The 26,264-nt window shown below is 66.5% G+C and carries 19 protein-coding genes, 1 tRNA gene and 1 pseudogene; 9 read left to right on the top strand and 12 right to left on the bottom strand.

Features of this window, described 5'->3' with window-relative positions; translation table 11 throughout:
- Positions 1-131: 131 nt before the first annotated feature.
- The 9 genes and pseudogenes from ACV17W_RS17625 to ACV17W_RS17585 form a co-directional block, all read right to left on the bottom strand.
- A complete protein-coding gene (locus ACV17W_RS17625; RefSeq protein WP_462593642.1) occupies positions 132-3,632 on the bottom strand; it encodes a BTAD domain-containing putative transcriptional regulator in 3,501 nt (1,166 codons plus the stop codon).
- A gap of 167 nt (positions 3,633-3,799) precedes the next feature.
- Entirely contained in the window at positions 3,800-4,573 is a 774-nt protein-coding gene (locus ACV17W_RS17620; RefSeq protein WP_462593641.1) for a CPBP family glutamic-type intramembrane protease, read from the bottom strand.
- Between the two features lie 6 nt (positions 4,574-4,579).
- Complete coding sequence (pth, locus tag ACV17W_RS17615) at positions 4,580-5,176, bottom strand: aminoacyl-tRNA hydrolase (RefSeq protein WP_462593640.1); 597 nt, start codon at positions 5,174-5,176, stop codon at positions 4,580-4,582.
- Positions 5,177-5,281: 105 nt separating this feature from the next.
- Positions 5,282-5,893 (bottom strand): 50S ribosomal protein L25/general stress protein Ctc, encoded by a 612-nt coding sequence (locus tag ACV17W_RS17610; protein WP_462593639.1) that lies wholly within the window; start codon positions 5,891-5,893, stop codon positions 5,282-5,284.
- A 139-nt stretch (positions 5,894-6,032) separates the two neighbouring features.
- A complete protein-coding gene (locus tag ACV17W_RS17605; protein WP_462593638.1) occupies positions 6,033-6,983 on the bottom strand; it encodes a ribose-phosphate pyrophosphokinase in 951 nt (316 codons plus the stop codon).
- Positions 6,984-7,118: 135 nt separating this feature from the next.
- A tRNA-Gln gene (locus tag ACV17W_RS17600) sits at positions 7,119-7,195 on the bottom strand.
- A 1-nt stretch (position 7,196) separates the two neighbouring features.
- Complete coding sequence (ispE, locus tag ACV17W_RS17595) at positions 7,197-8,135, bottom strand: 4-(cytidine 5'-diphospho)-2-C-methyl-D-erythritol kinase (protein ID WP_462593637.1); 939 nt, start codon at positions 8,133-8,135, stop codon at positions 7,197-7,199.
- A gap of 9 nt (positions 8,136-8,144) precedes the next feature.
- A complete protein-coding gene (gene lolB / locus ACV17W_RS17590) occupies positions 8,145-8,702 on the bottom strand; it encodes a lipoprotein insertase outer membrane protein LolB (RefSeq protein WP_462596579.1) in 558 nt (185 codons plus the stop codon).
- Between the two features lie 41 nt (positions 8,703-8,743).
- A pseudogene (locus ACV17W_RS17585) lies at positions 8,744-10,629 on the bottom strand (tetratricopeptide repeat protein).
- Between ACV17W_RS17585 and mutM the strand changes: the two are divergent.
- From mutM to ACV17W_RS17560, 5 genes are all read left to right on the top strand, one after another.
- The gene (gene mutM / locus ACV17W_RS17580) at positions 10,628-11,455 is read left to right on the top strand and encodes a bifunctional DNA-formamidopyrimidine glycosylase/DNA-(apurinic or apyrimidinic site) lyase (RefSeq protein ID WP_462593636.1); all 828 of its coding nucleotides are present in this window, start codon (positions 10,628-10,630) and stop codon (positions 11,453-11,455) included. The pseudogene ACV17W_RS17585 and the gene mutM overlap by 2 nt on opposite strands.
- A gap of 253 nt (positions 11,456-11,708) precedes the next feature.
- Positions 11,709-12,662 carry an MBL fold metallo-hydrolase gene (locus ACV17W_RS17575; RefSeq protein ID WP_462593635.1) on the top strand — a complete coding sequence of 318 codons (954 nt, stop codon included), beginning with the start codon at positions 11,709-11,711 and terminating at the stop codon, positions 12,660-12,662.
- 95 nt (positions 12,663-12,757) lie between these two features.
- A complete protein-coding gene (locus ACV17W_RS17570; protein ID WP_462593634.1) occupies positions 12,758-14,434 on the top strand; it encodes an FAD-dependent oxidoreductase in 1,677 nt (558 codons plus the stop codon).
- Positions 14,435-14,447: 13 nt separating this feature from the next.
- Positions 14,448-14,657, top strand: a complete 210-nt coding sequence (locus tag ACV17W_RS17565; protein ID WP_462593633.1) for a DUF2783 domain-containing protein — start codon at positions 14,448-14,450, stop codon at positions 14,655-14,657.
- Positions 14,658-14,968: 311 nt separating this feature from the next.
- A complete protein-coding gene (locus ACV17W_RS17560) occupies positions 14,969-16,954 on the top strand; it encodes a methyl-accepting chemotaxis protein (protein ID WP_462593632.1) in 1,986 nt (661 codons plus the stop codon).
- On the opposite strand, the gene ACV17W_RS17555 is transcribed toward ACV17W_RS17560, so the two are convergent.
- A complete protein-coding gene (locus tag ACV17W_RS17555; protein ID WP_462593631.1) occupies positions 16,917-17,816 on the bottom strand; it encodes a LysR family transcriptional regulator in 900 nt (299 codons plus the stop codon). The two genes, ACV17W_RS17560 and ACV17W_RS17555, sit on opposite strands and share 38 nt — an antisense overlap.
- A gap of 115 nt (positions 17,817-17,931) precedes the next feature.
- Positions 17,932-18,840: a LysR family transcriptional regulator gene (locus tag ACV17W_RS17550; RefSeq protein WP_462593630.1), complete on the bottom strand. Its 909-nt coding sequence runs from the start codon at positions 18,838-18,840 to the stop codon at positions 17,932-17,934.
- Positions 18,841-18,981: 141 nt separating this feature from the next.
- Between ACV17W_RS17550 and hmgA the strand changes: the two genes are divergently transcribed.
- Together hmgA and fahA are read left to right on the top strand one after the other, a co-directional pair.
- Positions 18,982-20,280, top strand: coding sequence for a homogentisate 1,2-dioxygenase (hmgA, locus tag ACV17W_RS17545; RefSeq protein ID WP_462593629.1), 1,299 nt, complete (start codon positions 18,982-18,984; stop codon positions 20,278-20,280).
- An 8-nt stretch (positions 20,281-20,288) separates the two neighbouring features.
- Entirely contained in the window at positions 20,289-21,602 is a 1,314-nt protein-coding gene (gene fahA / locus ACV17W_RS17540; RefSeq protein ID WP_462593628.1) for a fumarylacetoacetase, read from the top strand.
- Positions 21,603-21,666: 64 nt separating this feature from the next.
- On the opposite strand, the gene ACV17W_RS17535 is transcribed toward fahA, so the two are convergent.
- The gene (locus ACV17W_RS17535; RefSeq protein ID WP_462593627.1) at positions 21,667-23,082 is read right to left on the bottom strand and encodes an FAD-binding oxidoreductase; all 1,416 of its coding nucleotides are present in this window, start codon (positions 23,080-23,082) and stop codon (positions 21,667-21,669) included.
- Between the two features lie 169 nt (positions 23,083-23,251).
- Between ACV17W_RS17535 and ACV17W_RS17530 the strand changes: the two genes are divergently transcribed.
- Together ACV17W_RS17530 and pgi are read left to right on the top strand one after the other, a co-directional pair.
- Entirely contained in the window at positions 23,252-24,649 is a 1,398-nt protein-coding gene (locus tag ACV17W_RS17530; protein ID WP_462593626.1) for a phosphomannomutase/phosphoglucomutase, read from the top strand.
- 19 nt (positions 24,650-24,668) lie between these two features.
- Positions 24,669-26,234: a glucose-6-phosphate isomerase gene (gene pgi, locus ACV17W_RS17525; protein WP_462593625.1), complete on the top strand. Its 1,566-nt coding sequence runs from the start codon at positions 24,669-24,671 to the stop codon at positions 26,232-26,234.
- The last annotated feature ends 30 nt before the right edge of the window (positions 26,235-26,264 follow it).

Here is a 26,264-nt window from a genome sequence, read left to right as displayed (position 1 = left end):
TATGGGGGGAGACTGTACGGCGCGGCTGCGCATGAAGCGTTTAATGCCACGAGGAGCAACAGAGAGACGGAGGTCGAACTTAAACGCTACTTAAACGACCCCGGCCCGAGGCGGTAACATGCGGCGGGGCGTCACGGTTGCATGGCGGCCTGCACCGCGTTCAGGCGGGCCTCGGCCCAATCCACATACGGCCGCTGCGCCATCGCGACGGCCTCATCGCGGGCGTGGCGCCAGTGGGCCTGCGCGCGGAAGTCGTCGCCCGACAGGGCCCGCGCGTCGCCACGCAGGCAATGGATTTCGGACGTCAGGCTGCTTGAACCATGTGCGCTGCCCAAGGCCTCGGCTTCGTCCAGCAGCGCTTCGGCGCCGTGCGCGTCGCCCATCGCGATGCGCGCCCGGGCAAGCAGGCACAAATGCCCGTCTACAGAAACGGGGAGCCCGACTCGGATCAGTGGCAGCGCATCTTCCATGGCTGCTAACGCGGATGGATCGCGCGACGCCAACACGCGCGCCAGCATGGCGTAGCCTGAGGCCACGGCACGCCAGGCGGTCAGCTCGTCTGCAGACCGCGCATGCATGACGACTTCGTCGGCCAGTTGCCCCGCGCGCTGCCAGCCGCCTCGCAGATAATGGATGCGTGCCTCGGCCAGGCGGCAGAGCAACACCACCGCCCAGGCCTGAGCCCGCGTCGCCTGCACTGTCGCGCGCGCAATCGCGTCGAAGGCCTGCTCGTACTTGCCCTGCAGTCCGTAGGCCAGTGCCAGCGACGCCGGAATCAGCGCGCTGGTTTGCCCGACGGCGGGCTCTGGCGGAGCGGGCACTTCATCAAGCAGGGCCTCGGCTTGCAGCAGCAACGATTCGGCCTCGCCGCCCACGCCGCGCCAGAGATAATGCTGAGCCACGGCATAAGAAGCCCAGGCCTGCGCGCCTGCGTCCTGAAACGACATGGCAGTCTGCAATAATTGCTGGGCCAGCTTCAGCGCTTCAGCGTGCGCGCCGGCATTCTGCGTGGTCATCCATTTCGCCCACAGGGTCTGGACCATGCTGCTCAAGTCGCCCGCAGGCCGCAGACCGGCCGCCAAGCCGAACGAAGATGCCGCATCGGGATGCGCGGGCCCCGACGTGGCGGCAATGATGGACCCCCGCAGCATCTGGCAGTCGAAGACCAGGCGTTCGCGCTCGGCTTCGTCGCGAATGTCGGCGCTGCTGCGCAAGGCCCGCTCGACCAGCTCCGCGGCTTCGCGCAGCGCACCTGCCTGCATGGCATCGGCGGCCGCTGCCTTCCACCAGGCCGGCGCGCGAGCGTCGCCCGCCCGGTGCAGAAACGCCGCGATCCGCCGCTTGGGCGGGTCCAGTTCCAGCAAGTGCTGCGCAATCGTCAAGCTCAGGGCAGCGGCTACGCCTTGCGGCATCAGGTCGCTGATCGCCGCGGCGATCAATGGGTTGCATCGCAGCAGCTCGGCCGATGATGTTCGCAGCACGCCTGCCCGGCGCAAGTTTTGCAAAAGGGGCTTGAGATCGGATTCGGCCCGGCCCAACAGTGCCGCGGCCTGTCCCGCCGACAGCGGCGCATCGTACAAGGCGCACAGATAGGCCAGCCGTCGCGTGTCCGGATCGAGTTCCAGCAACAGGGCACAGACACGATCGCGCAGCGCGGGCGGCCGACTGATATCCTGCCCGTCGACAGCCAGGTCCAGCATCATGCACATCAGCGCGGGATTGCCCCCGCCCTGCCGGCCGATCTCGGCCAGCACCTGCTTGCCGAGCGCCGAGCCGCGGCAGTGGTGCGCCAGCAGACCGGCCCTTGCCGCGTCCTCCAGCGGCTGAAGTTGGTAATGCAGGCCGCGACGCCGCTCCACATCTTGTGTGCGATGCGTGCTCAACAGCATGATCGGCCGGCCGAAACTGCAACGGGGCAAAATGGCCAGCCATTGGTGCGTGAGTGTATCGGCCCATTGCACGTCATCAACCACGATAAGCAACGCCCTGTCAGCATGCGCGGCATGCTCCATCACCTTGCAGGCGGCGTCGAGCGCATCCTGGTCCATGGTCGCGGGCACCGGGTCGGCGCCCAACTGCAATAACGCCAGCAAGCCCGAACACTCGCCCAACGGCATGCCCAGCAGGTGGGCCATGTCGGCGGGGCTCGCCAACGCGGCGGGCGGCAGACGATCGAGTAACCACAAACGCAGCGGATGCAGCGGCTGATCAGACAGATCCTGCATGCATTGCAGCCAGACCACTTCGCCGCCACACTGCTGCGCTCGCCTGGCCAGGCTGGCCGCCAGCACCGACCTGCCCATGCCGGGCGCGCCATACAAATCGAGGTCGACATTGCGGCGCGACTCTACACATGTGTTCCACGCATCCGCCAGCGCCGCGAACGCGTCGGCCCGCCCGTGCATGCGCGGCAGCGCCACCGGTCGTCGGGGCCCCAGCAAGGGCAAGGCCTGGTCATGGCGCTGTACTGAATGGACCTCGAATTCAGGCAAGCGCGCCACCGCGGCGGGGCTCAACAGTACCTCGCCGGGCCGGGCCTGAGCGGCCAGCGCCAGTGCGATCTGGGCCAGCAGGCTGCCATTGTCCGGTCGCACGCCGCGCGTGCATGGCGCAATGCCGGCATGCATACCGACGCACAGCGTCAGGCGGCTTGGCAATGGCAGCCTCTGAAGGGCCTGGGCCAGTGCCGCGCCGCGCCGTGCCGGCGTTTCCGACACATTCGGGAATCCCAGGTAAGCAATGAACTGATTGCCGCCGGCCGGGGCCAGCCAGGCGCCGTACTGCCGCATGTGGCGCCTGATGGCGGCGCTCAGGCGGTCCAGGCCCTCCAGATCGGCGGCGCCCAACTCATCGCTGCCACTGCCGATGCGCCAGCTCAGGGTCACGGCTAGCACGGCAAGCGGCCGCCCCTGCGGCCGTTCACCGTCGTCACCGCCTGCATCGCACAGGGCATTCGAGATGGGCAGGCCCGCAACCAATTCTTCCGTCTGGGCGTCCGGCGAGACCCCCAGGCCGCTGGCAAGCGCCGCCTTGCACGCCGCATAGGCCTGCCGCGCCTCATCATGCCGCGCGCTGCGCGCCAGCACGTCGATCAGGATTCGATGACAAGCCTCGTCGTATGGCCAGACCTCCACCCAGCGACGGGCATGCCGTAACGCATCGCGCAACTGATTGCGCGCCACCCACCTGGAAACCAGGCGTTGACGGCAGTGCGCCAGGCGTCGATGCAGGCGCTGATCCCAATGTTCAACCCATTCCGCCAGGCCCTCTTCGATGCGCGACCGCAAGTCGGCGAGCAAAGGGCCGCGGTAGATCGCCAGGCACATCTCGTCTTCGAGCGCCGCCTCGCCATCCGCCAGGACCGCCAATGCGTCGACCTGGACCGCCGCAGCGGGCATCGCCAGGCGATCCGTGTCGATCACCAGCGCGTCGGGGCAGTCGGCAAACACCTGACGCAACACGTGCAGCGCGTGGCGCATGCGTGCCTTGCCTTGCGCCTCGGATATGTTTGGCCACAGCAGCTCGACCAGCCGCGCGCGCGACCACGGCTCGCCGCCAGCGAGCGCCAATAACGCCAGCAGAATGCGGGGCTTGTCGTACGTCAGCAGATGCGTACGGTGCTCGCGATGCACCGTTAATTCCAGAGGCCCTAACAGCTGCAGCTGCACAGTGGGGGAATGCGGTACCGCTGTAGCAACTTCCTCGAGAATCATTAAATGCGGAGATGGATACAGAAAACGCTGTGAATATTACATTTTTACTTATTCATTCACAGCATCTTTCTGCCCCGCTGTTGGCGTCATACGTCAGCCGGGCCGCCGCCGGCCAGCACCAGGATGATCAGCAGCATAGGTCCGGCATTGAAAATGCCGTGCAGCGCGACCGACGCGCCGATGCCGCGCCGTACTCTCATCCACCCCAGCAACAAGCCGGTGGCCCATTGAGGCAGCACCAGCAGCGGCAGCATCCAGTAAGCGGTGTCGGCCAGCACGAAGTTGTTCAAGTGCACAATGGCAAACCCCAGCGACGACAGGTGAAACACCCAGCCGAAGTGCAGGCGGTAGTGCCGCCGCCAATCCATGCGCCAGCGCGTGCGGCTGATGCGGCCGCGCGCCAGCGGCCAGCTGGCCAGCAGCAGCACTGCCGCTGCCCACGCCAGCGTCCACCCCTGCACGCCCCACAACAGCGGCGGCAAAATGGCCGGACACACCCACAGCGCCTGCACGGGCCGTCGCAAGCCATAGCGGAACAGCGTTTCTTCGATGAGCGGCGCCCATAGTACCGCCGTGAGCCACGGGATGGCGGCCGGGTCGAGCCGATGGGCAGCGCCTGCTGCCCCGGCCACCGTGACCGCGATCGGCCCCAGTGCAAACAGATTCAGCCCCCACAGCAACGCCGCCCACGCCAGCAGGCGCGTGACAGGCGCCCCCGGCAGCCAGTCACTGCCCAGGCTGCTGCCCGCACGGCGGTTCGGCAGGCGGCGCAGGTCGGGCTGGCGCAGGAATCGCCAGAAATCAGCGAGCTCGTGTCGGAATGGCAAGTTTTGACGCCCTTTGGTGGATGCCGGAGACATGCGGCGTCAGGCCCCGTTGCCGCTGTGCAATTGACGTGTGGCCAGCGCGAAGTCGCCGTCCAGCATGGCCGGCACGACGGCGCGGCAGCGATGGATGACCTCGTCGATGGCGCTCTGTTCTTCGCGGCGCGGCGGATGCAGTACAAAATCGGCGACCTGCTGGGCCAGACCCAGTGTGCGCGGATGACCGATGCCGATGCGCAGACGCCAGAAATTCGGACTGCCCAGGGATGCCTGGATGTCTTTCAGGCCGTTGTGGCCCGCATGCCCGCCGCCCTGCTTGAGCTTGACCTGTCCGGGCAGCAGATCCAGTTCGTCATGCAGCACCAGCACCTGTTCGGGCACGAATTTATAGAAGCGGGCCAAGGCCCCGACGGACTGGCCCGAACGATTCATGTAGGTGATGGGCTTGGCCAGCAACACACTGTCGCCGGCATGGCGCGCTTTGGCGACCATGCCGAAAAAGCCCTTTTCGAGCGTGAACGATGCGCGCAGGTCGTCGGCCAGATGATCGGCCAACCAGAAGCCGGCGTTGTGGCGGGTGGTTTCGTAATCTGGGCCCGGGTTACCCAGCCCCACTATCAGGCGTATGGCGATAGACATGATGCCTTACTACACAAAAAACCCTGCGCATGCAACCGCACACGCAGGGTTCTGGCGAAGCGCCCGGCGAAGCCGGGCACCAGCGACGATTTGGATACCAACCGCTTAAGCGGCCGGAGTGTCCGCAGCGGCGTCGCCTTCGTCTTCAGCGGCACCACCCTTGACCACGGCCGAAGCCAGCAGCGGGTTGGCCTCGCCGCCATGGGGCACGTAGGTCACGCCCAGAGGCAGCTTGATGTCGGCCAGGTGCACCGAGCCGCCGCCGATCAGGCTGCCCAGGTCGACTTCGATGAACTGCGGCAATGCCGAGGGCAGGCAGGTGATTTCCAGTTCGGTCAGCACGTGGCTGATGATGGCGCCGCTTAGCTTGACGGCAGGCGAGTTCTCGCCATTCACGAAGTGCAGGGGCACCTTGGTGGTCAGGGCCTGATTGGCATCGACGCGCTGGAAATCGACGTGCATGACTTGCGGCTTGTAGGCATGCCATTGAACCGCACGCAGCAGCACAGGCTCTTCCTTGCCTTCGAAGACCATTTGCAGGATCGAGGCGTGAAATTCTTCCTTGCGCAGGGCGTGGAAGATCTCGTTGTGGTCGAGTTCGATGTTCAGGGGGGCAGCCGTTCCGCCATAGACAATGGCGGGAACGCGGCCCGCGCGGCGCAGGCGGCGGCTCGCACTCGAACCCTGGACGCTACGCGCAGTGGCATTGAATTTCATGGATAACTCCAGACAATCTGGCAACCGTGGGGTCGCCGGTTAATGGCACGGCGCGCAACATGCGCACCGTGTTGTTTGCCCGTCTGCCGCGACCAGCAGGCAGGCAAATACGGGAATTTCGGGGCTGGCGCCGGCGTGCTCAGTCGACGAACAGCGAGCTGACCGATTCGGCATTGGAAATGCGCAGAATGGTCTCGCCCAGCAATGCCGCGCACGACAGCTGGCGGATTTTACCGCTGCCCTGGCCCTGTTCGGACAGCGGAATGGTATCGGTGACGACGAGCTCATCGAGCTCGGAGGCCTCGATGCGATCGATGGCACCGCCCGACAGCACAGGGTGCGTGCAATAGGCGTAGACGGCACCGGCGCCGCGGTCTTTCAGCGCCTGCGCAGCCTTGCACAGCGTACCTGCCGTGTCGACCATGTCGTCCATGATGATGCAGGTGCGGCCATCGACCTCGCCGATGATGTTCATGACTTCGGACACATTGGCGCGCGGACGCCGCTTGTCGATGATGGCCAGATCGGCCTCGAGCTGCTTGGCGAGCGCCCGGGCGCGCACCACGCCGCCGATGTCGGGCGACACGACGACCAGGTTCGAGAAGTTGCGGCGCCAGATGTCGCCCAGCAAGATCGGACCCGCGTAGATGTTGTCGACCGGAATATCGAAGAAACCCTGGATCTGGTCGGCGTGCAGATCCATCGTGAGCACGCGGTCGACACCGGCGACCTGCAGCATGTTGGCCACGACCTTGGCCGAAATGGCCACGCGCGCCGAGCGCGGACGGCGGTCCTGGCGCGCATAGCCGAAGTACGGAATGGCTGCGGTGATGCGCCCGGCCGAGGCTCGGCGCAGTGCGTCGACCATCACCATGATTTCCATCAGGTTGTCGTTGGTGGGCGCACAGGTGGGCTGCAGCACGAAAACGTCTTTGCCGCGCACGTTCTCATTGATTTCGACCATGACTTCCCCGTCGGAGAAGCGGCCCACCGTCATCTTGCCCAGGGACATATCGAGATGATTGACTACGTCTACGGCCAGGCGTGTATTGGCCGTACCCGTGAAGATCATGAAGCTGTCGTTTGCCATGATGGAAGCTGCGATGGTCGTTTGTCGTTTGGAACGCTAACGTGAGCTGCATGCCGGAAAACCGGCAATAAAAAAAGCTGCTGAACCGAGGCCAGTGTCTGACGGGCGCGTTCAACAGCTTTTTTATTTGTAGGGTGGCTGGGGAGGAAGGATTCGAACCTTCGCATGCCGGAATCAAAATCCGGTGCCTTAACCAGCTTGGCGACTCCCCAACTATCTTGCAATCCAGTTCCGCAACGGGTGTTCGGCCAAACCGGGACATGCCCGCAATAACCGGAACCCTGGCTGCGTGTTGCCGGTTGATTCACCAGCGACGCGCATTGTAGCGGTAATTTCCTGCTGAGCCAAAACGGCCTGCTGCATGGTGGCGTACTGCGCGAACAAACAAGCGCCGGACCCCGACATGCGGACATGGATACCATGCCCCGACAGCCACTGCGCAGCCCTATGCACTTCAGGGTAGCGCCGGTAAACCACCGGTTCCAAGTCGTTTCTGCCAAAAAACCTGCCAAGATGCCCCGCGCGGCCTGCATCGCAATCTGCGCGAAAATCTTGCAAGGCAAGAAAGTCCGCTATTGTGACTGAAGGTGTGTCGCGTGTCAAATCGGGGCTGGAAAAAACGCCAGCCGTGGGCACGCTGGCATCAGGCTGGGCGACAAGGTAGGCCGCCGGCGGCAATTCGACCGGGCTCAGCTGTTCGCCTATGCCTTCGGCAAAGGCCGATTGGCCGAAGACGAACACCGGCACGTCGGCACCCAGCGGCAGCGCCAGCGCCATCAATTCGCGGCGCGTCAGCCCCGTGGCCCACAGCCGATTCAGCGCGATCAGCGTCGAGGCCGCGTCGCTGGACCCGCCGCCCAGGCCGCCACCCTGCGGTATGCATTTTTCGAGCGTGATGGTCACGCCCTGCCGCGTGCCGGTCGCCTGCTGCAGCGCGCGCGCGGCGCGCAGGCTGAGGTCGTGCTCGGGCGCGACGCCCGGCAAGTCGTGGGCTCGCTCGATGCGGCCGTCGGCCCGCAATTCGAAATGCAGCGTGTCGCACAAGTCAATGAAGCGGAAGACCGTTTGCAACAGGTGGTAGCCGTCAGGCCGGCGCCCGACCACGTGCAGAAAGAGATTCACCTTGGCCGGTGCGGGAACGTCGTAGAGCATGGCGGAAGATCAGGGCTGGCTGACTGCCAGCCGCACCATGATGCGGCGGCCCGGTTCGGCACGCTGCAGCACCAGCAGGCCAGGTCCCTGGTCGTCGTAGCGCGACAGGCGAGCCTGCCATCCGTCTTGTTCGAACGAAACCGGGCGCCCCTGGGCATCGCGTTCGAGGCGCGTCACGGCAGCCCCTTCGGCGACCCGGCCGCGCAGCCAGTCACGCAGGCTGGCGACCGGCACGGGGCCGCCCAGCGCTTCTTCAGCCAGCGCGTCGGGCGTTTCGGCCCGCAGCACCGTGCCGTCGGCCTTGGTCAGCGTGGCATGACCGGGGCGGCCTTCGACGCGGGCCTCGGTAGAACCCAAGGGGTTGGTGAGATCGAGCTGATAGCGCTGCCCGTCGTCGCGCCAGGTGAACCCGCCTTGCACGGCCTGCTGCTGGCCGGTGGCTTCGGTGACGGTGACGGCAAACCGGCCGCCACGCGCGAAGGCATCGGTGTGCATGCCCGTCGGCGCATCGGGTACGCTCGCGCAACCCGCCAGCAACGCCACGGCGCCGGCCGCCAGCCAGCCCAGCAGGCGCCCGCCGGCCCGAACCGGGTTTCCGGCAACGGCCGTCACAGCGACACCCCCAGCCGTTTGGCCGTGTCGAGCAAGGTGCTGTTGGCCGGGTCTTTCTGGTGGCCCGCCTGAAGCATCTTGAGCGCTTCATCGCGCTTGCCTTGTGCGGCAAGCACTTCGGCCAGGTGCGCGGCGATGTCGGCCTCGGGACGTTGCGCATAGGCGCGCGTCAGGTACTCGAGCGCCGCCGGGTGGTCGCCCATGCGGAATTTGACCCATCCCATGCTGTCCAGAATGAAGGGGTCATCCGGCAGCAATACGAGCGCCTGCGTAATGAGATCAAGCGCCTCGGGAAGGCGTTGATTGCGGTCTGCCAATGTATAGCCCAGCGCGTTGTAGGCGTGGGCGTGTTCGGGGTCGATGGCGATGACCTGCCGCAGCTGCGTTTCAAGGTCATCGTAACGCCCCTGCCGCTCGTACAGCATGGCCAGCTCGTACTTGATTTCCGTGATGTCGGGCTGCGCGCGGTTGGCGGCCTCCAGCGCCGCCACGGCCTGATCAGTACGGCCGGCGTCGCGCAGGATCTGCGCGCGTGTCAGCACGCCCTGCACCTGGTCGTCTTCGTCTTGCGGCTGGGCCGCATCTATCATGGCCATGGCCTCATCGATGCGCCCTTGCTTGGCGCGCAATGCCGCCTGGCGCATCTGGGCCGAATAACGCAATGCGGGATCTTCGATCTGGCCCAGCTGGGCAACGGCTTCGTCCACGTCGCCCTGGTCTTCGGCGATGCGCGACAGCAGCACGCGCGCGTCCGCCTCTGCGGCGGCGGCGTCGCTGGCTCCCGGCGCCAGCGACTCCTGGCGCTGGTTCTGCACGTCGAGATACTGCTGAACCAGACCGCGCGCCTGGTCTTTGCGCCCCGCCTTGTAGGCCAGTTGCCCTTGCATGAAGAGCAAATCGAAGTCTTCGGGTGACCGGCGCGACATGGATTGCAGCTCGGCCAGGGCGGCATCGTAATCGCCGCGATCGGCCATCAGCCCTGCCAGCGACAGCTGCAGCTTGCGCGCGTCGGGATGCCTGGCCAGGAAGGCGCGTGCTTCGTTTTCGGCGCGCTGGGCGTCGACCCGTGCACCGTATTCCAGCGCGCGCTGCGCCGCAGGCTCGGAGCGGGGGTCGGCCGCCAGTGCGGCACGCGCTTCGTCGGCAGCGCGGCGGTCATCGCCGGCGGCCTGGGCCACATCGGCCAGCGCCAGGCGGGCTTCGGGCAGCCTGCGCACGGCGGGGCTGAGCGAATCGTCGAGAATGCGCAAGGCGAGCCGGCGGTCGCTCAGGCGGCCCAGTACGCCCAGCGCCTGCGCGATGGCGGCCGGCTTGTCGGCCGCCGCATCGATGCGCGCGCGCAGCGCGGTGGCGAGGCCAGCCGTCTGCCCATTCGCGGCCGCCAGGGCCAGTTCGGTCGACGAGGCCTCGATGTCGTTGGGCGCCAGGCGCGCCCATTCGCGTGCCGCATCGAGCGCGCCCGTCAGGTTGCCGCCGGCCAGCTGAAACTCGAGCGCACGCCGGGCCAGACGCGGGTCGCCGGTTTCGCGCGCGAGGCTCGTCAGCGTGGACGCGGCCGTACTGTACATACCCCGCTGCGCGGCGATCTCAGAGGCCAGCACACGGTAGAAAACGTCAGCCGTCAGTGTGACCAGTGGCGCCTGGCCCGGCCGCAGCCGGATGACCTGGGTTTCAGGCGTACGCGACTGGGGCACCAGGCGCGGCCCGGTGGCATCGCCCGGAAGCCGGTCGGCCGCCAGTGCCGGCAAGGGCTGCAAGCCAGCCAGCGCAAGAGCCAGCATGGCAACGACGGGATGAACTTGATTAAGCAACGACTTCACGCGGCCTTGTCCGGTTGATGGCACAATCATCTCTATACTGCGATCATCTTACACTGGCTCATGCCGGAACTCCCCGAAGTCGAAACCACGCGCCGCGGCATCGACGCCGTCATCACGGGCAAGACCCTGCGCCGCCTGCTGGTGCGTGAACCGCGCATGCGCTGGCCCATTCCCCAGGACCTTCCCGACCTGCTCAGCGACCGTGCCGTGCTCGAATGCGCGCGGCGAGGCAAGTACCTGCTGCTGCGCTTTGAACACGGCACGCAAATCGTGCACCTGGGCATGTCGGGCTCGCTGCGCAGCGTGCCCGCCGACGAAGCGCCCCGCAAACACGATCATGTCGACTGGGTCTTCGACCATGCCGTCCTGCGTCTGCACGATCCGCGCCGTTTCGGCGCGGTGCTGTGGCATCCCGGCGACGCCGGGCCGGTCACCTCGCACCCGCTGCTGGCTCGCCTTGGCATAGAGCCCTTCGATCCGCGCTTCGACGGCGCCTGGCTGCACAGCCACTTCCGCCATCGCACGATTGCCGTCAAGCAGGCGCTGCTGGCTGGTGACGCAGTGGTGGGCGTGGGCAATATCTATGCTTCGGAAAGTCTATTCCGCGCCGGCATCGACCCCCGCACGCCGGCGCGCCGCGTGTCGCCGACGCGTTGCACGCGTTTGGCCGATATGGTGCGCGCGACCCTGGCCGACGCCCTGGCCTCGGGGGGCAGCACGCTGCGCGACTACGTGGGCGCCACCGGCCAGCCCGGCAGCTACTTCGAGATCCACGCCGCCGTCTACGAACGCGCGGGCCTGCCATGCCGTGTTTGCGGCACGCCCATCCGCCGGCTTGTGCAGGGCCAGCGCGCCACCTATTTCTGCCCCAGCTGCCAGCGACGCTGACTGCAGCAACCTTGTGCAACCCCGCCTGCCCGCGCCCGTCCGGGCTGGACCGCGTATACGCGAGCCGCCCGCCGCGCGGACTAAATTCGTCTATAGCAAATGAATTGCATAAAAACGAACCAAAGACTATAGTCGATATGCATACGGGCTGGCCCCGGCAGCAGCAGGGGCACCCGCACGATCGTGGCGCCGCTGCGCTTGCCCGAGCGGCCCGCGTTGAAAGCCGGCCGCGAATCCATACACAGGAGACACCATGAGCAAACAGTTCGCGTCGCACGCCGACCTCGCCGACAAGGTCGTGTCGTTCGAGAAGTTGTCCGACAATGCCTATGCCTACACCGCCGAGGGAGATCCCAACACCGGCGTCATCATTGGCGACGAGGCCGTCATGGTGGTGGACACGCAGGCCACGCCCGTCATGGCGCAGGATGTGATACGCCGTATCCGCGAAGTCACCGACAAGCCGATCAAGTACATTCTGCTGTCGCACTATCACGCGGTACGCGTGTTCGGCGCCTCGGCGTATAACGCGCAGGAAATCCTGGCCAGCCGCGACACCTACGACTTGATCGCCGAACGCGGCGAACAGGACAAGGCAAGCGAGATTGGCCGTTTTCCGCGACTCTTTCGCAACGCCGAATCGATTCCGCCCGGCCTCGTGTGGCCCACCATGACGTTCCAGGGCGCCATGACGGTGAACCTCGGCAATCTCGAAGTCCACCTGCTGCAGGTCGGCCGGGGCCACACGAAGGGTGACACCATCGCCTGGCTGCCCGACCAGAAAATCCTGTTTGCGGGCGACTTGGTCGAATACCAGTCCACGCCATACTGCGGCGATGCCTACTTCCGCGACTGGCCCTCCACACTGGACGCGTTGGCGAAGTTCAATGCCGAGAAGATGGTGCCCGGGCGCGGCCCTGCCCTGAAGAACGCCGCCGAAGTCCGGCAGGGGCTCGCCGGTACGCGCGCCTTCCTGACCGACCTGTACGGCGCGGTAAACCGCGGCGTGGCCGACGGCAAAGACCTGAAAGCCCTCTACCGTGAGGTCTACGACTTCATGCAGCCGCGCTACAGCGACTGGGTCATCTTCGATCACTGCATGCCGTTCGACGTATCGCGCGCGTACGACGAGGCCACCGGCCACGATCATCCGCGAATCTGGACCGACCAGCGCGACCGCGAGATGTGGCAGCAGCTCGAGGGCTGACCCGCCCCCACTAGCCGTTCCGGCTGCGCCAGCGTCCCGGCAGAGGACGCCACGGCGCGCCATGGCGGGTCGCGCCCCGCCCCAGGAGACAACGCGTGACGCACATCGATTACCAGGCGCTGGAATTCGCCTACCAGAAGCACGCCGACCAATCGTGCCCCAGCCCTGCCACGCATCGCGTGGTGGTGGTGGGCGCGGGCCCCGTCGGGCTGACCACCGCGCTCGATCTGGCCCAACGCGGCATTCCCGTCGTGGTGCTCGACGATGACTACCGGCTTTCGACCGGATCGCGCGCCATCTGCTTCGCCAAGCGCACCCTGGAGATCTGGGACCGGCTGGGCGTGGGCGAGCGAATCGCTGCAAAGGGCGTGTCGTGGCACGTGGGGCGCGTCTTCTTCCGCGACCAGGAGGTCTGGCGCTTCGACCTGCTGCCCGAGCCGGGGCACCGCCGTCCTGCCTTTGTGAATCTGCAGCAATACTATGTAGAAGGCTATCTCTATGAAGCGGCCTGTGCGCACCCGCTGATCGACCTGCGCTGGAAAAGCAAGGTTGCGGGGGTTGCGCAGCGCCCGGATGGCGTGGCAATAACCATCGAGACGCCGGATGGCCCCTATGCGCTGGGCGCCGAGTGGCTGATCGCGTGCGATGGCGCCCGTTCGCCCGTGCGCAAGCTGCTGGGCCAGGAAAGCCACGGGAGGATCTTCAAGGACCGTTTCCTGATCGCCGACGTGCGCATGACGGCCGACTTCCCGGCCGAGCGCTGGTTCTGGTTCGACCCGCCATTCCATCCCAACCAGTCGGTACTGCTGCACATGCAGCCCGATAATGTCTGGCGCATCGACTTCCAGCTGGGCTGGAACGCCGACCCTGTCGAAGCGGTCAAGCCCGCCAACGTTCTGCCGCGCATCCGTGCCCTGCTGGGTGCCGACGCGCAGTTCGAACTCGAGTGGGTCAGCGTTTATACCTTCGCCTGCGAGCGCATGGATGCATTTCGCCATGGCCGGGTGGTGTTCGCGGGCGACGCTGCGCATCGGGTGTCGCCATTCGGCGCGCGAGGCGCCAACAGCGGCGTGCAGGACGCCGAGAACCTGGCCTGGAAGCTGCACGCCGTCCTCGCAGGGCAGGCTCCCGAAGCCTTGATCGACACCTATGCCATCGAACGCGAACAGGCCGCCGACGAGAACCTGTTGAATTCCACGCGATCTACCGACTTCATCACCCCAAAGAGCGCGGCCAGCCGCAACTTCCGCAACGCCGTGCTGAACCTGGCGCGCGACCATCCGTTCGCACGCGGACTGGTCAACAGCGGCAGGCTTTCGCTGCCCAGCACTTATACCGACACGCCCCTGAACACGCCGGATGTCGAGCAGTACGCGGGCCGGCTGGTGCCGGGCGCGGTGGCGCTGGACGCGCCCGTGCGCGACGCGGACGGCGGCGACGCATGGTGGCTTTCGTACCTGGATGGCCGCTTCGTGCTGGCGCTCTTTTGCGGAAGCCGCCTACCCCCTGACGCCACCCTGGCGGCCCTGATCCGGCTGGCCAGCGGACTGGTGCCCGTGCGCGTGATTCTGGTGGGCGACGGCACCGCGCTGGATGCGCCCGCCTCGCTCACGGTGGTGCACGACACACAGGGATTTCTTGGCCAGCGCTACGACGCCCAGCCTGGTACCTGCTACCTGTTGCGTCCCGACCAGCATGTCGCCGCGCGGCGCCGATCATATGACTCGGCCACCATGGCCGCCGCGCTGGCGCGCGCGCTGGGCAACGCCTGAATGAGTCGACACCATGCCCCTGATCATTGATCCCAATCTCCCGGCTCCCGATGCCTTCTACGAAGCGCTCATCGACGCACATCGCGATCTCGACGATACCCAAAGCGCCGAGCTGAACGCCGCCCTGATCCTGCTGCTGGCCAATCACATCGGCGACATGGACGTCATCGGCGACGCGCTGGAAAGGGCTCGCCGGTCCGTGCGGGCCGATCGGCCTGCATGACACACTGAAGGGCTACGCAAGGGCCGGTCGCAGCCCCCGGACAGGGCTGTGCATCTGACGCCACGACGGCCCAGCGCGCCTTGGCTGCGCCGGGCCGCACGCTGCCTAGACGCGGCCCGCACGACCGGCCGCCGCATTCCTGTGGCCCGGTCCGACCCGGCCGGCAACACGACGGCCGCTTGACCTTGCTCAAGCCTCGCGCACACCGCTCTCTATAGGCCGCGCCCGCCCTGCCGTAAGCCAGCCGAAGGAGCAATGCCCGGCACGTCCCCGCCGTTCAAGGCGGCACCGCGGCAAGATAGGCGAAGGTCATGATGCGATTACTGGGCATGCTGTCACTGCGGCGCAAATTCATCTTGCTGGGCGCACTCAGCCTCACGTTGTTCGCCCTGCCGCTCATTCTTTATGGGCAAGCGGCATGGCAGGCAGTGGCGCACAAGCGGCTGGAAGCCGCCGGCACCGTCCCGATCAGCAGTCTTCTGCAGATCACCCGCATAGTGCAGGCGCATCGCGGACTTTCGAGCATGTCTTTGAGCGGCGGCCAACAGGCCGAAACCGACAGGCGCAGCCTGGCGCCCGCCGTCGACGCCGGCTTTGATCAGCTGGTGCAGCTTATGCACCAGGCAGGCGCGCCGGCTCCACAGGTGGCCGAGGCCGAAAAACTCAGGCGGGACTGGACCGGGCTTCGCGCCGATGTGGGTGCAACCGCCATCGCGTCAGCGGCGAGCTTCGCGCGGCACACCGCGCTGATCGCTGACTTGCTTCAGTTGAAGGACGGACTGCTGGACAGTTTCCAGCTCACGGTGAATGACGGACTCGCGGAGACGGCCCTGATCGCCGTGGCCTACGGCGAACTGCCCGCCGTAGCCGAAGAACTGGGACAAGTCCGTGCACGCGCCGCGCCGGCATTGATGCGCGACAGCATTGCCAACGTCGACCGCCTGCTGCTGGATACGAGCCTGGCACGCGCCAGAGACGCCCGCACCGCGATCGGCCACGAGCTGGCACGAGCGCGTACCGACCGGCCGGAGTTGAGCGCGGAGCTCGACGCCATGGCGGCGCGCATCGACACTGCACTCGATACCTCGACGGCACTCACGCAGTCATTACTGGACCGCATTGCCACACTGGACGACGACGAGCGACGCGGGTTCTTCGCGCAGGCGAGCGCCCACCTCGAATCGCTTTACCAGTCCATCGAACAGGTCACCGCATTGACCACAGGGCTGCAACAACAGGTTTCGGCCATCCAGCGCGAGCAGGCCTGGCTGTGGGGCGTATTGCTGATGCTCTGCGGGGCCGCGGGTGCGCTGGGTCTGCTGATATCGCGTTCGATCACGCGGCCGCTGTCCCAGGCCGTGGCGCTGGCGGGCCGCGTCGCGGCCGCGGACCTGAGCACGCGCGCCGAACCGCGGGGCCGCGACGAGGTGGCGCAGCTGCTCGGCTCATTGAACAACATGAGCGTGGGCCTGAGCGCCACGGTGCGCGAAGTCCAGGCCAGCGCCGCGTCCATCGAGGTCGCGGCTCGTGAAATTTCCGCCGGCAATCACGACCTGTCGCGCCGCACCGAGGAACAGGCGGCCAGCCTGGAGCAGACCGCCGCATCAATGGAACAATTCACGGTGACTGCTCGCCACAATGCAGCCCAGGCGCAGATGGCTCGGAAGCGGGCCGGCGATGCCGCGGACCTGGCGGACCATGGCGGCCGGGTTACGCGCGACGCGACGGCCGCCATCAATGCGGTGCAGGAAAGCGCCGGAAAAATAGGCGAAATCATCGCCCTCATCGAGGGCATCGCCTTCCAGACCAACATTCTGGCCCTGAACGCCTCGGTGGAAGCGGCGCGGGCCGGCGAACAGGGCCGTGGCTTTGCGGTCGTCGCCAACGAAGTCCGCAATCTGGCCCAGAAGTCGGCCACCGCCGCGCGAGAGATCAAGGCGCTGATTCAACATTCGGTCGAACAGATCGACGACGGGGCCGCCAAGGTTGCGCGCGCGGGCTCGTCGATTCAGGATCTGGTGGCCGAAATCCGCGAAGTGGCGGGCATCGTGGCGGCCATCGGCACGGCCGTGGAAGAGCAGACGCAGGGCGTGGAGCAAGTGACCCAGGCCATCGCACAGATGGACGACATCACGCAGCAGAACGCCGCGCTGGTGGAGCAGGCGTCAGCCGCGTCCGAACATCTGCTGGATCAGGCGGCGGCCATGAACCGCACCATGGCGGCCTTCGTGCTGCGCCAGGAGCCCACGCCGGTGGCGATCAGGCTGACTCATCCAGGCATTCAAGCAAGGCCTTGACGCGTGCACTTCGGCCCTTGCGGGCAGGCACCAGCAGCGTCACCGGCGCAGCATCGAGCTGCCAGGCGGGCAGCACCCGCAGCAACGCACCCCGCGCCACCGCGGGTTCCGCATCCCACTGCGAACGGACGACCATGCCCAGGCCCTGCTCGGCCCAGGCCCGGGCCACATTGCCGTCGTTGGACACATAGGCGGGCGTCACGCGCACGGTCTCGAATGCTTTCTGGCCCGGCGCGCGCCGCCCGGGCCGCTTGAAACGCCACAACGTAACGTCTTCGTTATTCTCGCGTATGCAGATGCAACGGTGCTGCATCAGGTCGCGCGGTTCGCGCGGCGTGCCGTGCTGCTTCAGGTACCCAGGGCTGGCGCACAGCCAGCGTTCATTGGGCGCCAGACGGCGCGCCACCCATGTCGAGTCGCGCACCACGCCTATGTGCACCACGGCATCGGCGTCGTGGTGCTCGGGCCACGGCGTTTCGCAAAGGTCGAGTTGGACCCGCAAGCCAGGATGCCGCAACGCCAGCCGCGCCAGCACCGGCGCGATGTGATGGCGGCCATAGCCGAATGGCGCGGCAATGCGCAAGGTACCGGTAAGCAGGCTGTCGTCGCGCTGCAGCGATTCGGGCAGCGCCTGCAATTGCGCCAGCAGCGCCGCGGCGTCGCGGGCAAATCGTTCGCCTTCCGGAGTCAGGCTGAGCCGCCGCGAACTGCGCACGGCGAGCGCGAGCCCCAGGACGGCTTCGAGCTTGCGCAGGCGCATCGACAGGGCCGGCGGCGTCACATTCAAGGCGCGCGCCGCCGCGCTGAGTGAGGGCGCCTGGGCCAGAGCCGCGGCCAACTGCAGGTCTTCGATCTTCAGCATTCAGCACAGCTTAACGAGAGATGAAAAATCATTCAATCACAACGGGATGCATGACGCCTGCCGTCATTCCATCGGCGCAGGCCACCGCGGCTTCAGTGCTGCCGGGCTTCGGTTCTCAGGCCGATTCCGCGAAGGTTTCCAGCACCAGCGCCCGCAGCCATTGATTGCCACTGTCGCGATGGAAGCGCCGATGCCAGTACAGATTGGTCTGCAATGCCGGCACGCGCACCGGCGGGGTCAACGTGCCCAGCCCGAAATAAGGTGCGACGCCGGCAGCCAGTTTCTGCGGCACCGTCGCCAGCAGGTCGGTCGTGCTGACGATATAGGGCACGGCCGAAAAGTGCGGCACGCTGAAGTGCGCCGCGAGCACCACGCCGGCCTTTTCGAGCGCCTGGTTCACCTGGCCGTATGGCGCGGCGCGCGATACCACCAGATGCTTCTGGGCGCGAAAGGCCTTCAGGCCCATCCCCTCACAGGCCCCGGGATGCCCACGACGGTAGAGCGTGGCATACCCCTGCCGGAACAACATGCGCTGCATGATGCCGCTGCCGAGCCCTTCGAAAGCGCCGATGGCCAGGTCGACACGGCCGGCATCCATTTCTCGGCGCAAATCGGCGTCTTGCAGGCGCAGCGAGTCAATGCGCACGGCGGGAGCATGACTGGCGCATTGCTCAATCAGTCGCGGCATGAAATGAATTTCGCCCACGTCCGACATGGCGATGCAAAAACGCCGCTGGCTGTCGGCGGGGTGGAAATCATGCGTGGCGCCGATCGTATGCGACAGCAAAGCCAGCGCCTCGCCCACCGGCCCGCCCAGACGTTCGGCATGCGGGGTGGGCTGCATACCGTGCGGGGTGCGCACGAACAGATCGTCTCCCAGCGCAGCCCGCAGCCGGCGCAGGGCATTGCTGACGGCCGGCTGCGACAGATCGAGCCGACGGGCCACCGCAGAGATATTGCGTTCTTCCAGCAGGTGCTGGAACACCACCAGCAGGTTCAGGTCCAGATGTCGTAGTTCGGCCATGTCAAAAGCCCAGGGGAGCGCACGATATTCACAGAATTTATAGTCGATATTTCTCTATTCCCATAGCCATGGTACGGCTTTTTGCTGACAATACCCTCCACGACCACTGCTGCAGACGCGCCCACACTAAAGAGAGAGACCATGCCGCTGCAATACCAATGTGGCTTTGGCAACCATTGGGTTACCGAAGCCTTGCCGGGGGCCTTGCCCGTCGGCCGCAATTCGCCCCAACGCTGCCCTTACGGCTTATATGCCGAACAGATCTCCGGAACGGCCTTCACCGCGCCGCGCAGCGAGAACAGCCGGTCATGGCTGTATCGCATCCGGCCGGCCGCCCTGCACCAGCCTTTCGAGGCCTGCGACGCAGCCCCTGGCTGGCTCAGCGAGTTCGGGCAGGGCCCCGTGACGCCCAACCAGATGCGCTGGAGCCCTCTGCCCATTCCCGAAGCCCCCACCGACTTCATCGCGGGCGTACACAGCTGGGGCGGCAATGGAAGCCCGGCCGAACAGGCTGGCGTGGGCATTCATCTGTATGCGGCCAACCGCTCGATGCAGGGCCGTTACTTCTATGACGCCGATGGCGAGCTGCTGATCGTGCCTCAGCATGGCCGTCTGCGCCTGGCCACTGAACTGGGCGTCATCGAAGTCGAGCCCCAGGAGATCGCGGTCATTCCACGCGGCGTTCGCATGCGCGTCGAGCTGCTCGACGGCGAGGCGCGCGGCTACCTGCTGGAAAACTTCGGCGCCGCGCTGCGGCTGCCCGAACTCGGACCGATAGGTTCGAACTGCCTGGCCAACCCGCGCGACTTCCAGACACCCGTGGCCTGTTACGAAGACATCGATGGCGACTTCGAACTCATCGCCAAGTTCACGGGAGGATTCTGGCGGGCGGCCATCCGTCATTCGCCCCTGGATGTGGTGGCCTGGCATGGCACGCACGCGCCGTACAAATACGACTTGCGCCGCTTCAATGCGATCGGGTCCATCAGCTTCGACCACCCCGATCCATCCATCTTCACAGTGCTCACGGCCCCGTCCGACACCCCCGGCACCGCCAATATGGATTTCGCGATTTTCCCGCCACGGGTGCTGGCCATGGAAGACACCTTCCGACCGCCCTGGTTCCACCGCAATGTGGCCAGCGAATTCATGGGGTTGATCCACGGCGTATACGACGCCAAGGCAGAAGGCTTCGCCCCGGGCGGTGCCAGCCTGCACAATTGCATGAGCGGTCATGGACCCGACGCCGATACCCATGCGAAGGCCAGTGCGGCCGACACCAGCCAGCCGCACTATATACGCGATACGATGGCCTTCATGTTCGAAACCCGCCGCGTCATCCGCCCCACTGCGCAGGCCCTGGCCAGCGCACAACTGCAGAACGACTATTACCAATGCTGGCAGGGGCTGAAGAAGCACTTCAACCCGGCCCAACCTTGAGCATGCCCATGACGAGCCTCAACGAAACCCATGACGCCGCGCTGACCAGCTGGGTTGCAAGCGCGAATGACCCGGACATCGGCTTTCCCGTACAGAACCTGCCCTACGCCGTGTTCCGTCGGCGCGATGCGCAGGAAACCTGGCGGCCCGGCGTGGCGATCGGCGACCAGATCCTCGACCTGGCGGCGCTGGCGCGGCTGCAACTGCTCGACGGCCTGGCCGGCGAAGCCCTGGCCGCGTGCTCGACCGATAGCCTGAACGCGCTGATGGCGTTGGGCCAGGCGCACTGGAGTGCCTTGCGCCTGGCGCTATCGCGCGCCCTGCGCCTCGGTGCGGCGCAGCGCCCCCAGCTTGAGCCCCTGCTGATGCCGCAGGCCGATGCCGAGTACACCACGCCCGCACGCATAGGCGACTACACCGATTTTTATATTTCGCTGCACCATGCCACGGCCGTCGGCAAGCAGTTCCGCCCCGACAACCCCCTGCTGCCCAACTACAAATGGGTTCCTATCGGCTACCACGGCCGCGCTTCGAGCGTAGGCGTCGAGCAGCGCTTTCCGCGTCCGGTGGGCCAGACACGCCCGGCCGCCGAAGGCGAACCGCCCCAGTTCGGCCCATGCAAGCGCCTCGATTACGAACTCGAACTGGGCGTATTCGTGGGCCAGGGCAATCCACAGGGCGACCGCATCCCGCTGGACCAGGCCGACCGGCACGTGTTCGGCCTCTGTATCCTTAACGACTGGTCGGCGCGCGACATCCAGGCCTGGGAATACCAGCCACTGGGGCCGTTCCTGGCCAAGAACTTCGCGTCCACGATCTCGCCCTGGGTCGTCACCATGGAAGCGCTGGAGCCATTCCGCATCGCCTGGACCCGCTCGGCGGATGAACCGCAACCGCTGCCTTATCTGTCGTCCGACAGCAATCGCGCGCGCGGCGCCTACGATGTGCAGATGGAAGTGCTGCTCACCACCGAAGCCTCGCGCGCTGCGGGACACGCGCCGGCCAGGCTGTCCGCCAGCAACTTCCGCGACGCCTACTGGAACATTGCCCAGCTGATCGCGCACCATACCGTCAACGGCTGCAATCTGCAGCCGGGCGACCTCCTAGGCACAGGCACACTTTCGGGTCCGGAGCCCGACCAGGCCGGATCGCTGCTCGAACTGAGCCAGGGCGGCAAGGCCCCTGTCACGCTGCCCTGGGGCGAACAGCGCGTGTTCCTGGAAGATGGCGACCAGATCATCATCCGGGCGCACTGCGACAAGCCCGGGTATCCGCGCATAGGCTTTGGCGCTTCGTCAGGCACGGTGCTGCCGGCGCGTTGACCGCACCGGGCCCGCCCCCGCGCGGGCCACCGCGGCGCCTGAGACCGCGATCGCCCGCCGGCATCTACACCTGCAGCACCTTCCCGGGGTTCATCAGCCCGCGCGGATCCAGCGCCTGCTTGACGCGCTTCATCAGCGCCAATTCGAGCGGGTTTTTGTAGTGAGGCAGCTCGTCGCGCTTGAGCTGTCCGATGCCGTGTTCGGCGCTTATCGAACCCGAATGTTCCTGCACACTGCGGTGCACGATGTCGTAGACATCCTGTTGCAGCGCCAGCAGGTCTGCCTCGGTCTGCCCCGGCGCCCGCGCGACGTTGTAGTGCAGGTTTCCATCGCCCATATGGCCGAAAACCACGTTGCGCACATTCGGAAATCGCTGTTGCAGCAATGCATTGGTTTTGCGCACGAAGGTGGCGATAGACGAAATGGGTATCGAGACATCGTGCTTGATGCCCTTGCCCTGCTCGGCCTCGGCCAGCGGAATGCTCTCGCGCAGGTGCCACATTGCGCGGCTTTGCGCCACGTTGGCAGCAATGGCCGCGTCGGTGACCAGGCCGGCCTCTATGGCCTCGCCCAGCACAGTCTCGAAGCGCTCGCGCGCATGCTGCTCGCTTTCGCTGTCCGACAACTCAAGCAAGGCGAACCACGGGGAATCGGCCGAGGGCCCGTCGAAGGGCAGGCGCTGCTGGGGAAACAGCCGAACCACGGCCTGCAGGCAATCGCCCGCCATGAGTTCGAAGCCCGTCAGGGATGCGCCAAAGCCGGTGCGCGCACGCGACAGCAGCTCGACGGCGGCGTCGATCGAATCGAGCGCGAGCAGCGCCGTACAAGACGCCACCGGTAGCGGATAGAGCTTCAGCGTGGCAGCCGTAATGATGCCGAGCGTGCCTTCGCTGCCGATATACAGATCGCGCAAATCGTAACCAGTATTATCTTTGCGCAGGCCCCGCAGGCCTTCCCAGACCTCGCCTTCGGCGGTGACCACTTCCAGCCCGAGCGCGAGTTCGCGCGCATTTCCGTAGCGCAGCACTTGGGTCCCGCCCGCATTGGTGGCCAGGTTCCCGCCGATGGTGCAGCTGCCTTCCGCGGCCAGGCTCAGCGGGAACAGGCGGCCGGCGTCGCGCGCGGCCTGCTGCACGGCCTGCAGGACGCAGCCGGCCTCGACGGTGATGGTGTCATTGTCGGTGTCGATTGCGCGCACCCGATTCAGGCGTGCCGTGGAAAGCAGTACGGCGCGGCCCGAATCGTCGGGCGTCGCCCCCCCGCACAGTCCGGTATTGCCCCCTTGAGGCACCACGGGCGCGCCATGCTGCACGCACAGGCGCACCGCCTGCGCCACCTCGTCGGTAGACCCCGGGCGGATGACGGCCAGGGCGGCGCCCCGGTAGCGGCGCCGCCAATCCTGCAGATAGGGCTCGGCATCGGCGCCGGTCAGCACGTGGGCCGCGCCCACCAGATTCTGCAATTCACTCAATAAAGTCATGGCCGCCAGCCGTGTAAAGGTGCCCGGGCACGCCGGTTGCAAAGGGAAGAAATAGTGTATCTATTGTAGGGCGGGCAATGCTTCGCGCGGCCGGCGAATCGGGGATAATCCACCCATGCGCGGCCGCCCGATCGGCGAAACCCGCCACGCCATCCCCGAAGGAGCTCACTTGAACCAACCCGCCCGCTATCCCGATGCAGTTTTCAAGGCCTACGACATCCGCGGCACCGTGCCCGACCCCCTTGATGGCGGCTTTGCGCGGGCCCTGGGCCGCGCCCTGGCTGCGCAGGCCCGGCAAGCAGGCGTCAGCGCCCTTGTGGTAGGCCGTGACGGGCGCCTGAGCAGCCCCGAACTGGCGCAGGCGCTGCAAGAAGGCATACTCGACGGCGGCATCGATACCATCGACATCGGGCAGGTGCCCACGCCCCTGGTCTATTACGCCGCCTACACACAGGGCACCGGCTCGGGCGTGGCCATTACCGGCAGCCACAATCCGCCGCAATACAACGGCTTCAAGATGATGATGGGTGGCAAGGCCTTGTATGGCGACGGCGTGCAGGCGCTGCGAGACGCCATGAACAACGCGGGCGAAGCTGCCGCGCCCGCGGCGCCGCGCGGCAGCCGCCGCGAAATTCGCCTGATCGAAGAATACGTCCAGCGCATCGTGGGCGACGTCAAGCTGGCCCGCCCCCTGAAAATTGCCATCGATTGCGGCAACGGCGTGGCCGGCGCGGTGGCGCCGCAGCTGTTCCGCGCCTTGGGCTGCGAGGTCGACGAACTGTATTGCGAGGTCGACGGCACGTTTCCGAATCACCATCCCGATCCGGCCGACCCCCACAACCTGCAGGACCTCATCGACCACCTGGCTCGCACCGATTGCGAGCTAGGCCTGGCTTTCGACGGCGACGGCGACCGTCTCGGCGTCGTCACCAAATCTGGCCAGATCATCTGGCCCGACCGCCAGCTGATCCTGCTGGCGCGCGACGTCCTGCAACGATGCCCCGGCGCCACCATCATCTACGACGTGAAATGCAGCCGCCACGTGGGGCTGGCCGTGCAGGCCGCCGGCGGGCAGCCTCTCATGTGGCAGACCGGACACTCGCTGGTCAAGGCAAAGCTGGCCGAGACGGGCGCTCCGCTGGCGGGCGAAATGAGCGGCCATATCTTCTTCAAAGAGCGCTGGTACGGTTTCGATGACGGCCTCTATACGGGCGCACGGCTGCTCGAAGTGGTCTCGCGCCACGCCAATGCATCCGAACCGCTGGAATCGCTGCCGCAGGCCATCTCCACGCCCGAACTCAAGCTCGAAATGTCCGAGGGCGAGCCCTTCAAACTGGTGCAGGCCCTGCGCGAGCAGGGGCAGTTCGACGGCGCGATCGACGTCATCACCATCGATGGGGTGCGCGCCGAATATCCCGACGGCTTCGGCCTGGCGCGTCCGTCCAACACCACGCCCGTCGTGGTGCTGCGCTTCGAGGCCGACACGCCCGAGGCGCTGGCGCGTATCCAGGCCGACTTCCGCGAACAACTGCTGCGACTGGCCCCAGGCGTTACCCTGCCCTTCTGACCCCTACGCCCTTCCCACCATGCCTACCACCTTGCCGACCAGCCCCGCGTGGCTGGCCTTTGCCCAGGCGGCGCAGACCGCCTCGCGCAACGGCGACCGCCTGCGCGTCATCGAAGCCGCCGGCCTGCGCATCGACCTGACCGCCCAGGCGCAGTCCGATGCGCTGGACGAGGCCGCCCAGGGCCTGCTGGCCCAACAGAACTTCGACGCCGCACGCGCGCAGCTGTATGACGGCGGCGAAGCCAACTGGACCGAACGCCGGCCCGCCTGGCATACCGCGCTGCGCGCCGCGAATCCGCCCACCGCTGTGGCGCAGGCCATACTCACCGAACGCGAACGGGTGCGCAGCTTCGTGCGCGAACTCGATCAGTCGGGCGCCTATACCGACGTCCTGCACCTGGGCATCGGCGGCAGCGACTGGGGGCCGCGCATGATCACGCGCGCGTTGCGGCACTGCGGCCTGCATCGCAACATCCAGTTCGCGTCCAACGTCGATTCACACGCGGTGGCCGATGCCATCGGCCAGCTCGACCCGCGGCGCACCCTGGTCATCGTGGCGTCCAAGTCTTTCACCACCACCGAGCCGCTGGCCAACGCAGAGGTCGCCATGAACTGGCTGCGCGATGCCGGAGTCGCCGACCCCATCAAACATGTGGTGGCGGTCACCGCCAACGTCGACGCCGCGCTCGATTTCGGCATATCCCCCGACCGCGTGTTCCGGTTCTGGGACTGGGTGGGCGGCCGCTATTCGCTGTGGTCTGCCATAGGCTTGCCCATTGCGCTGGCGCTGGGCTGCGATACGCTCGACCAGCTGCTGGCTGGCGCCGCCGCCATGGACGACCACTTCCTGCAGGCGCCGCCACGCGAGAATGCGCCCCTGCAAATGGCGCTGGCGGGTCTGGCCAATCGCAGCGTGCTGGGCTATGCCACGCAAGCCATCACCCCATACGATTCCCGCCTGCTGCACCTGGTGCCCTGGGCACAGCAGCTCGAAATGGAATCGCTGGGCAAAGTGGCCACCCGCGACGGAACGCCGGTGGGCGTGCCGACCGGGCCGGTGGTGTGGGGCATGCCGGGCACCGACTGCCAGCACACGTTCTTCCAGTGGCTGCATCAAGACACCACGGGCGCGCCGGTCGATTTCATCGTCTGCGCCCAGCCCGACCACGCCTATGCCCGGTACCACAACATGCTGATCGCCAATTGCCTGGCGCAACGTTCCGCACTCCTGCGCGGCAAGTCGTACGAAGAAGCTTTGCAGGAAACCCGTGCCCACGAGCCCGACTCGCGCCGCGCCGACCTGCTGGCGCGCCACCGCGTCCACCCGGGGGGCCGTCCCTCCAACCTGATCGTGTTGCCGCGCCTCGATGCGTATTCCCTGGGCGCATTGCTGGCGCTCTATGAGCACAAGGTGTTCGCCCAAGGTGCGCTGTGGGGCATCAATCCGTTCGACCAATGGGGCGTGGAATTCGGCAAATTGCTGGCCAAGCGCATCATCAACGAACTGGATGCCCCGACGTCCGACGGCGGAGGCGACCAGGATCCCTCGACTCGCTATTGGATCGACGCGCTGGCGCGCCGCTGAGGGGCAGCGGTGGCAGGCGCTGGGGCCTGG

Source organism: Bordetella sp. MIP270_01_BMS (assembly GCF_054958705.1).
Note: the sequence above shows the minus strand (reverse complement) of the source record. Positions and strands in the feature narration are given on the sequence as shown.

Excerpts from the sequence above, each read along its gene's own strand:
- ACV17W_RS17620 (WP_462593641.1), bottom strand. The coding sequence starts at position 4,573 with ATGTCTCCGGCATCCACCAAAGGGCGTCAAAACTTGCCATTCCGACAC.
- pth (WP_462593640.1), bottom strand. The coding sequence starts at position 5,176 with ATGTCTATCGCCATACGCCTGATAGTGGGGCTGGGTAACCCGGGCCCA.
- ACV17W_RS17610 (WP_462593639.1), bottom strand. The coding sequence starts at position 5,893 with ATGAAATTCAATGCCACTGCGCGTAGCGTCCAGGGTTCGAGTGCGAGC.
- ACV17W_RS17605 (WP_462593638.1), bottom strand. The coding sequence starts at position 6,983 with ATGGCAAACGACAGCTTCATGATCTTCACGGGTACGGCCAATACACGC.
- ispE (WP_462593637.1), bottom strand. The coding sequence starts at position 8,135 with ATGCTCTACGACGTTCCCGCACCGGCCAAGGTGAATCTCTTTCTGCAC.
- mutM (WP_462593636.1), top strand. The coding sequence starts at position 10,628 with ATGCCGGAACTCCCCGAAGTCGAAACCACGCGCCGCGGCATCGACGCC.
- ACV17W_RS17575 (WP_462593635.1), top strand. The coding sequence starts at position 11,709 with ATGAGCAAACAGTTCGCGTCGCACGCCGACCTCGCCGACAAGGTCGTG.
- ACV17W_RS17565 (WP_462593633.1), top strand. The coding sequence starts at position 14,448 with ATGCCCCTGATCATTGATCCCAATCTCCCGGCTCCCGATGCCTTCTAC.
- ACV17W_RS17560 (WP_462593632.1), top strand. The coding sequence starts at position 14,969 with ATGATGCGATTACTGGGCATGCTGTCACTGCGGCGCAAATTCATCTTG.
- ACV17W_RS17555 (WP_462593631.1), bottom strand. The coding sequence starts at position 17,816 with ATGCTGAAGATCGAAGACCTGCAGTTGGCCGCGGCTCTGGCCCAGGCG.
- ACV17W_RS17550 (WP_462593630.1), bottom strand. The coding sequence starts at position 18,840 with ATGGCCGAACTACGACATCTGGACCTGAACCTGCTGGTGGTGTTCCAG.
- hmgA (WP_462593629.1), top strand. The coding sequence starts at position 18,982 with ATGCCGCTGCAATACCAATGTGGCTTTGGCAACCATTGGGTTACCGAA.
- fahA (WP_462593628.1), top strand. The coding sequence starts at position 20,289 with ATGACGAGCCTCAACGAAACCCATGACGCCGCGCTGACCAGCTGGGTT.
- ACV17W_RS17535 (WP_462593627.1), bottom strand. The coding sequence starts at position 23,082 with ATGACTTTATTGAGTGAATTGCAGAATCTGGTGGGCGCGGCCCACGTG.
- pgi (WP_462593625.1), top strand. The coding sequence starts at position 24,669 with ATGCCTACCACCTTGCCGACCAGCCCCGCGTGGCTGGCCTTTGCCCAG.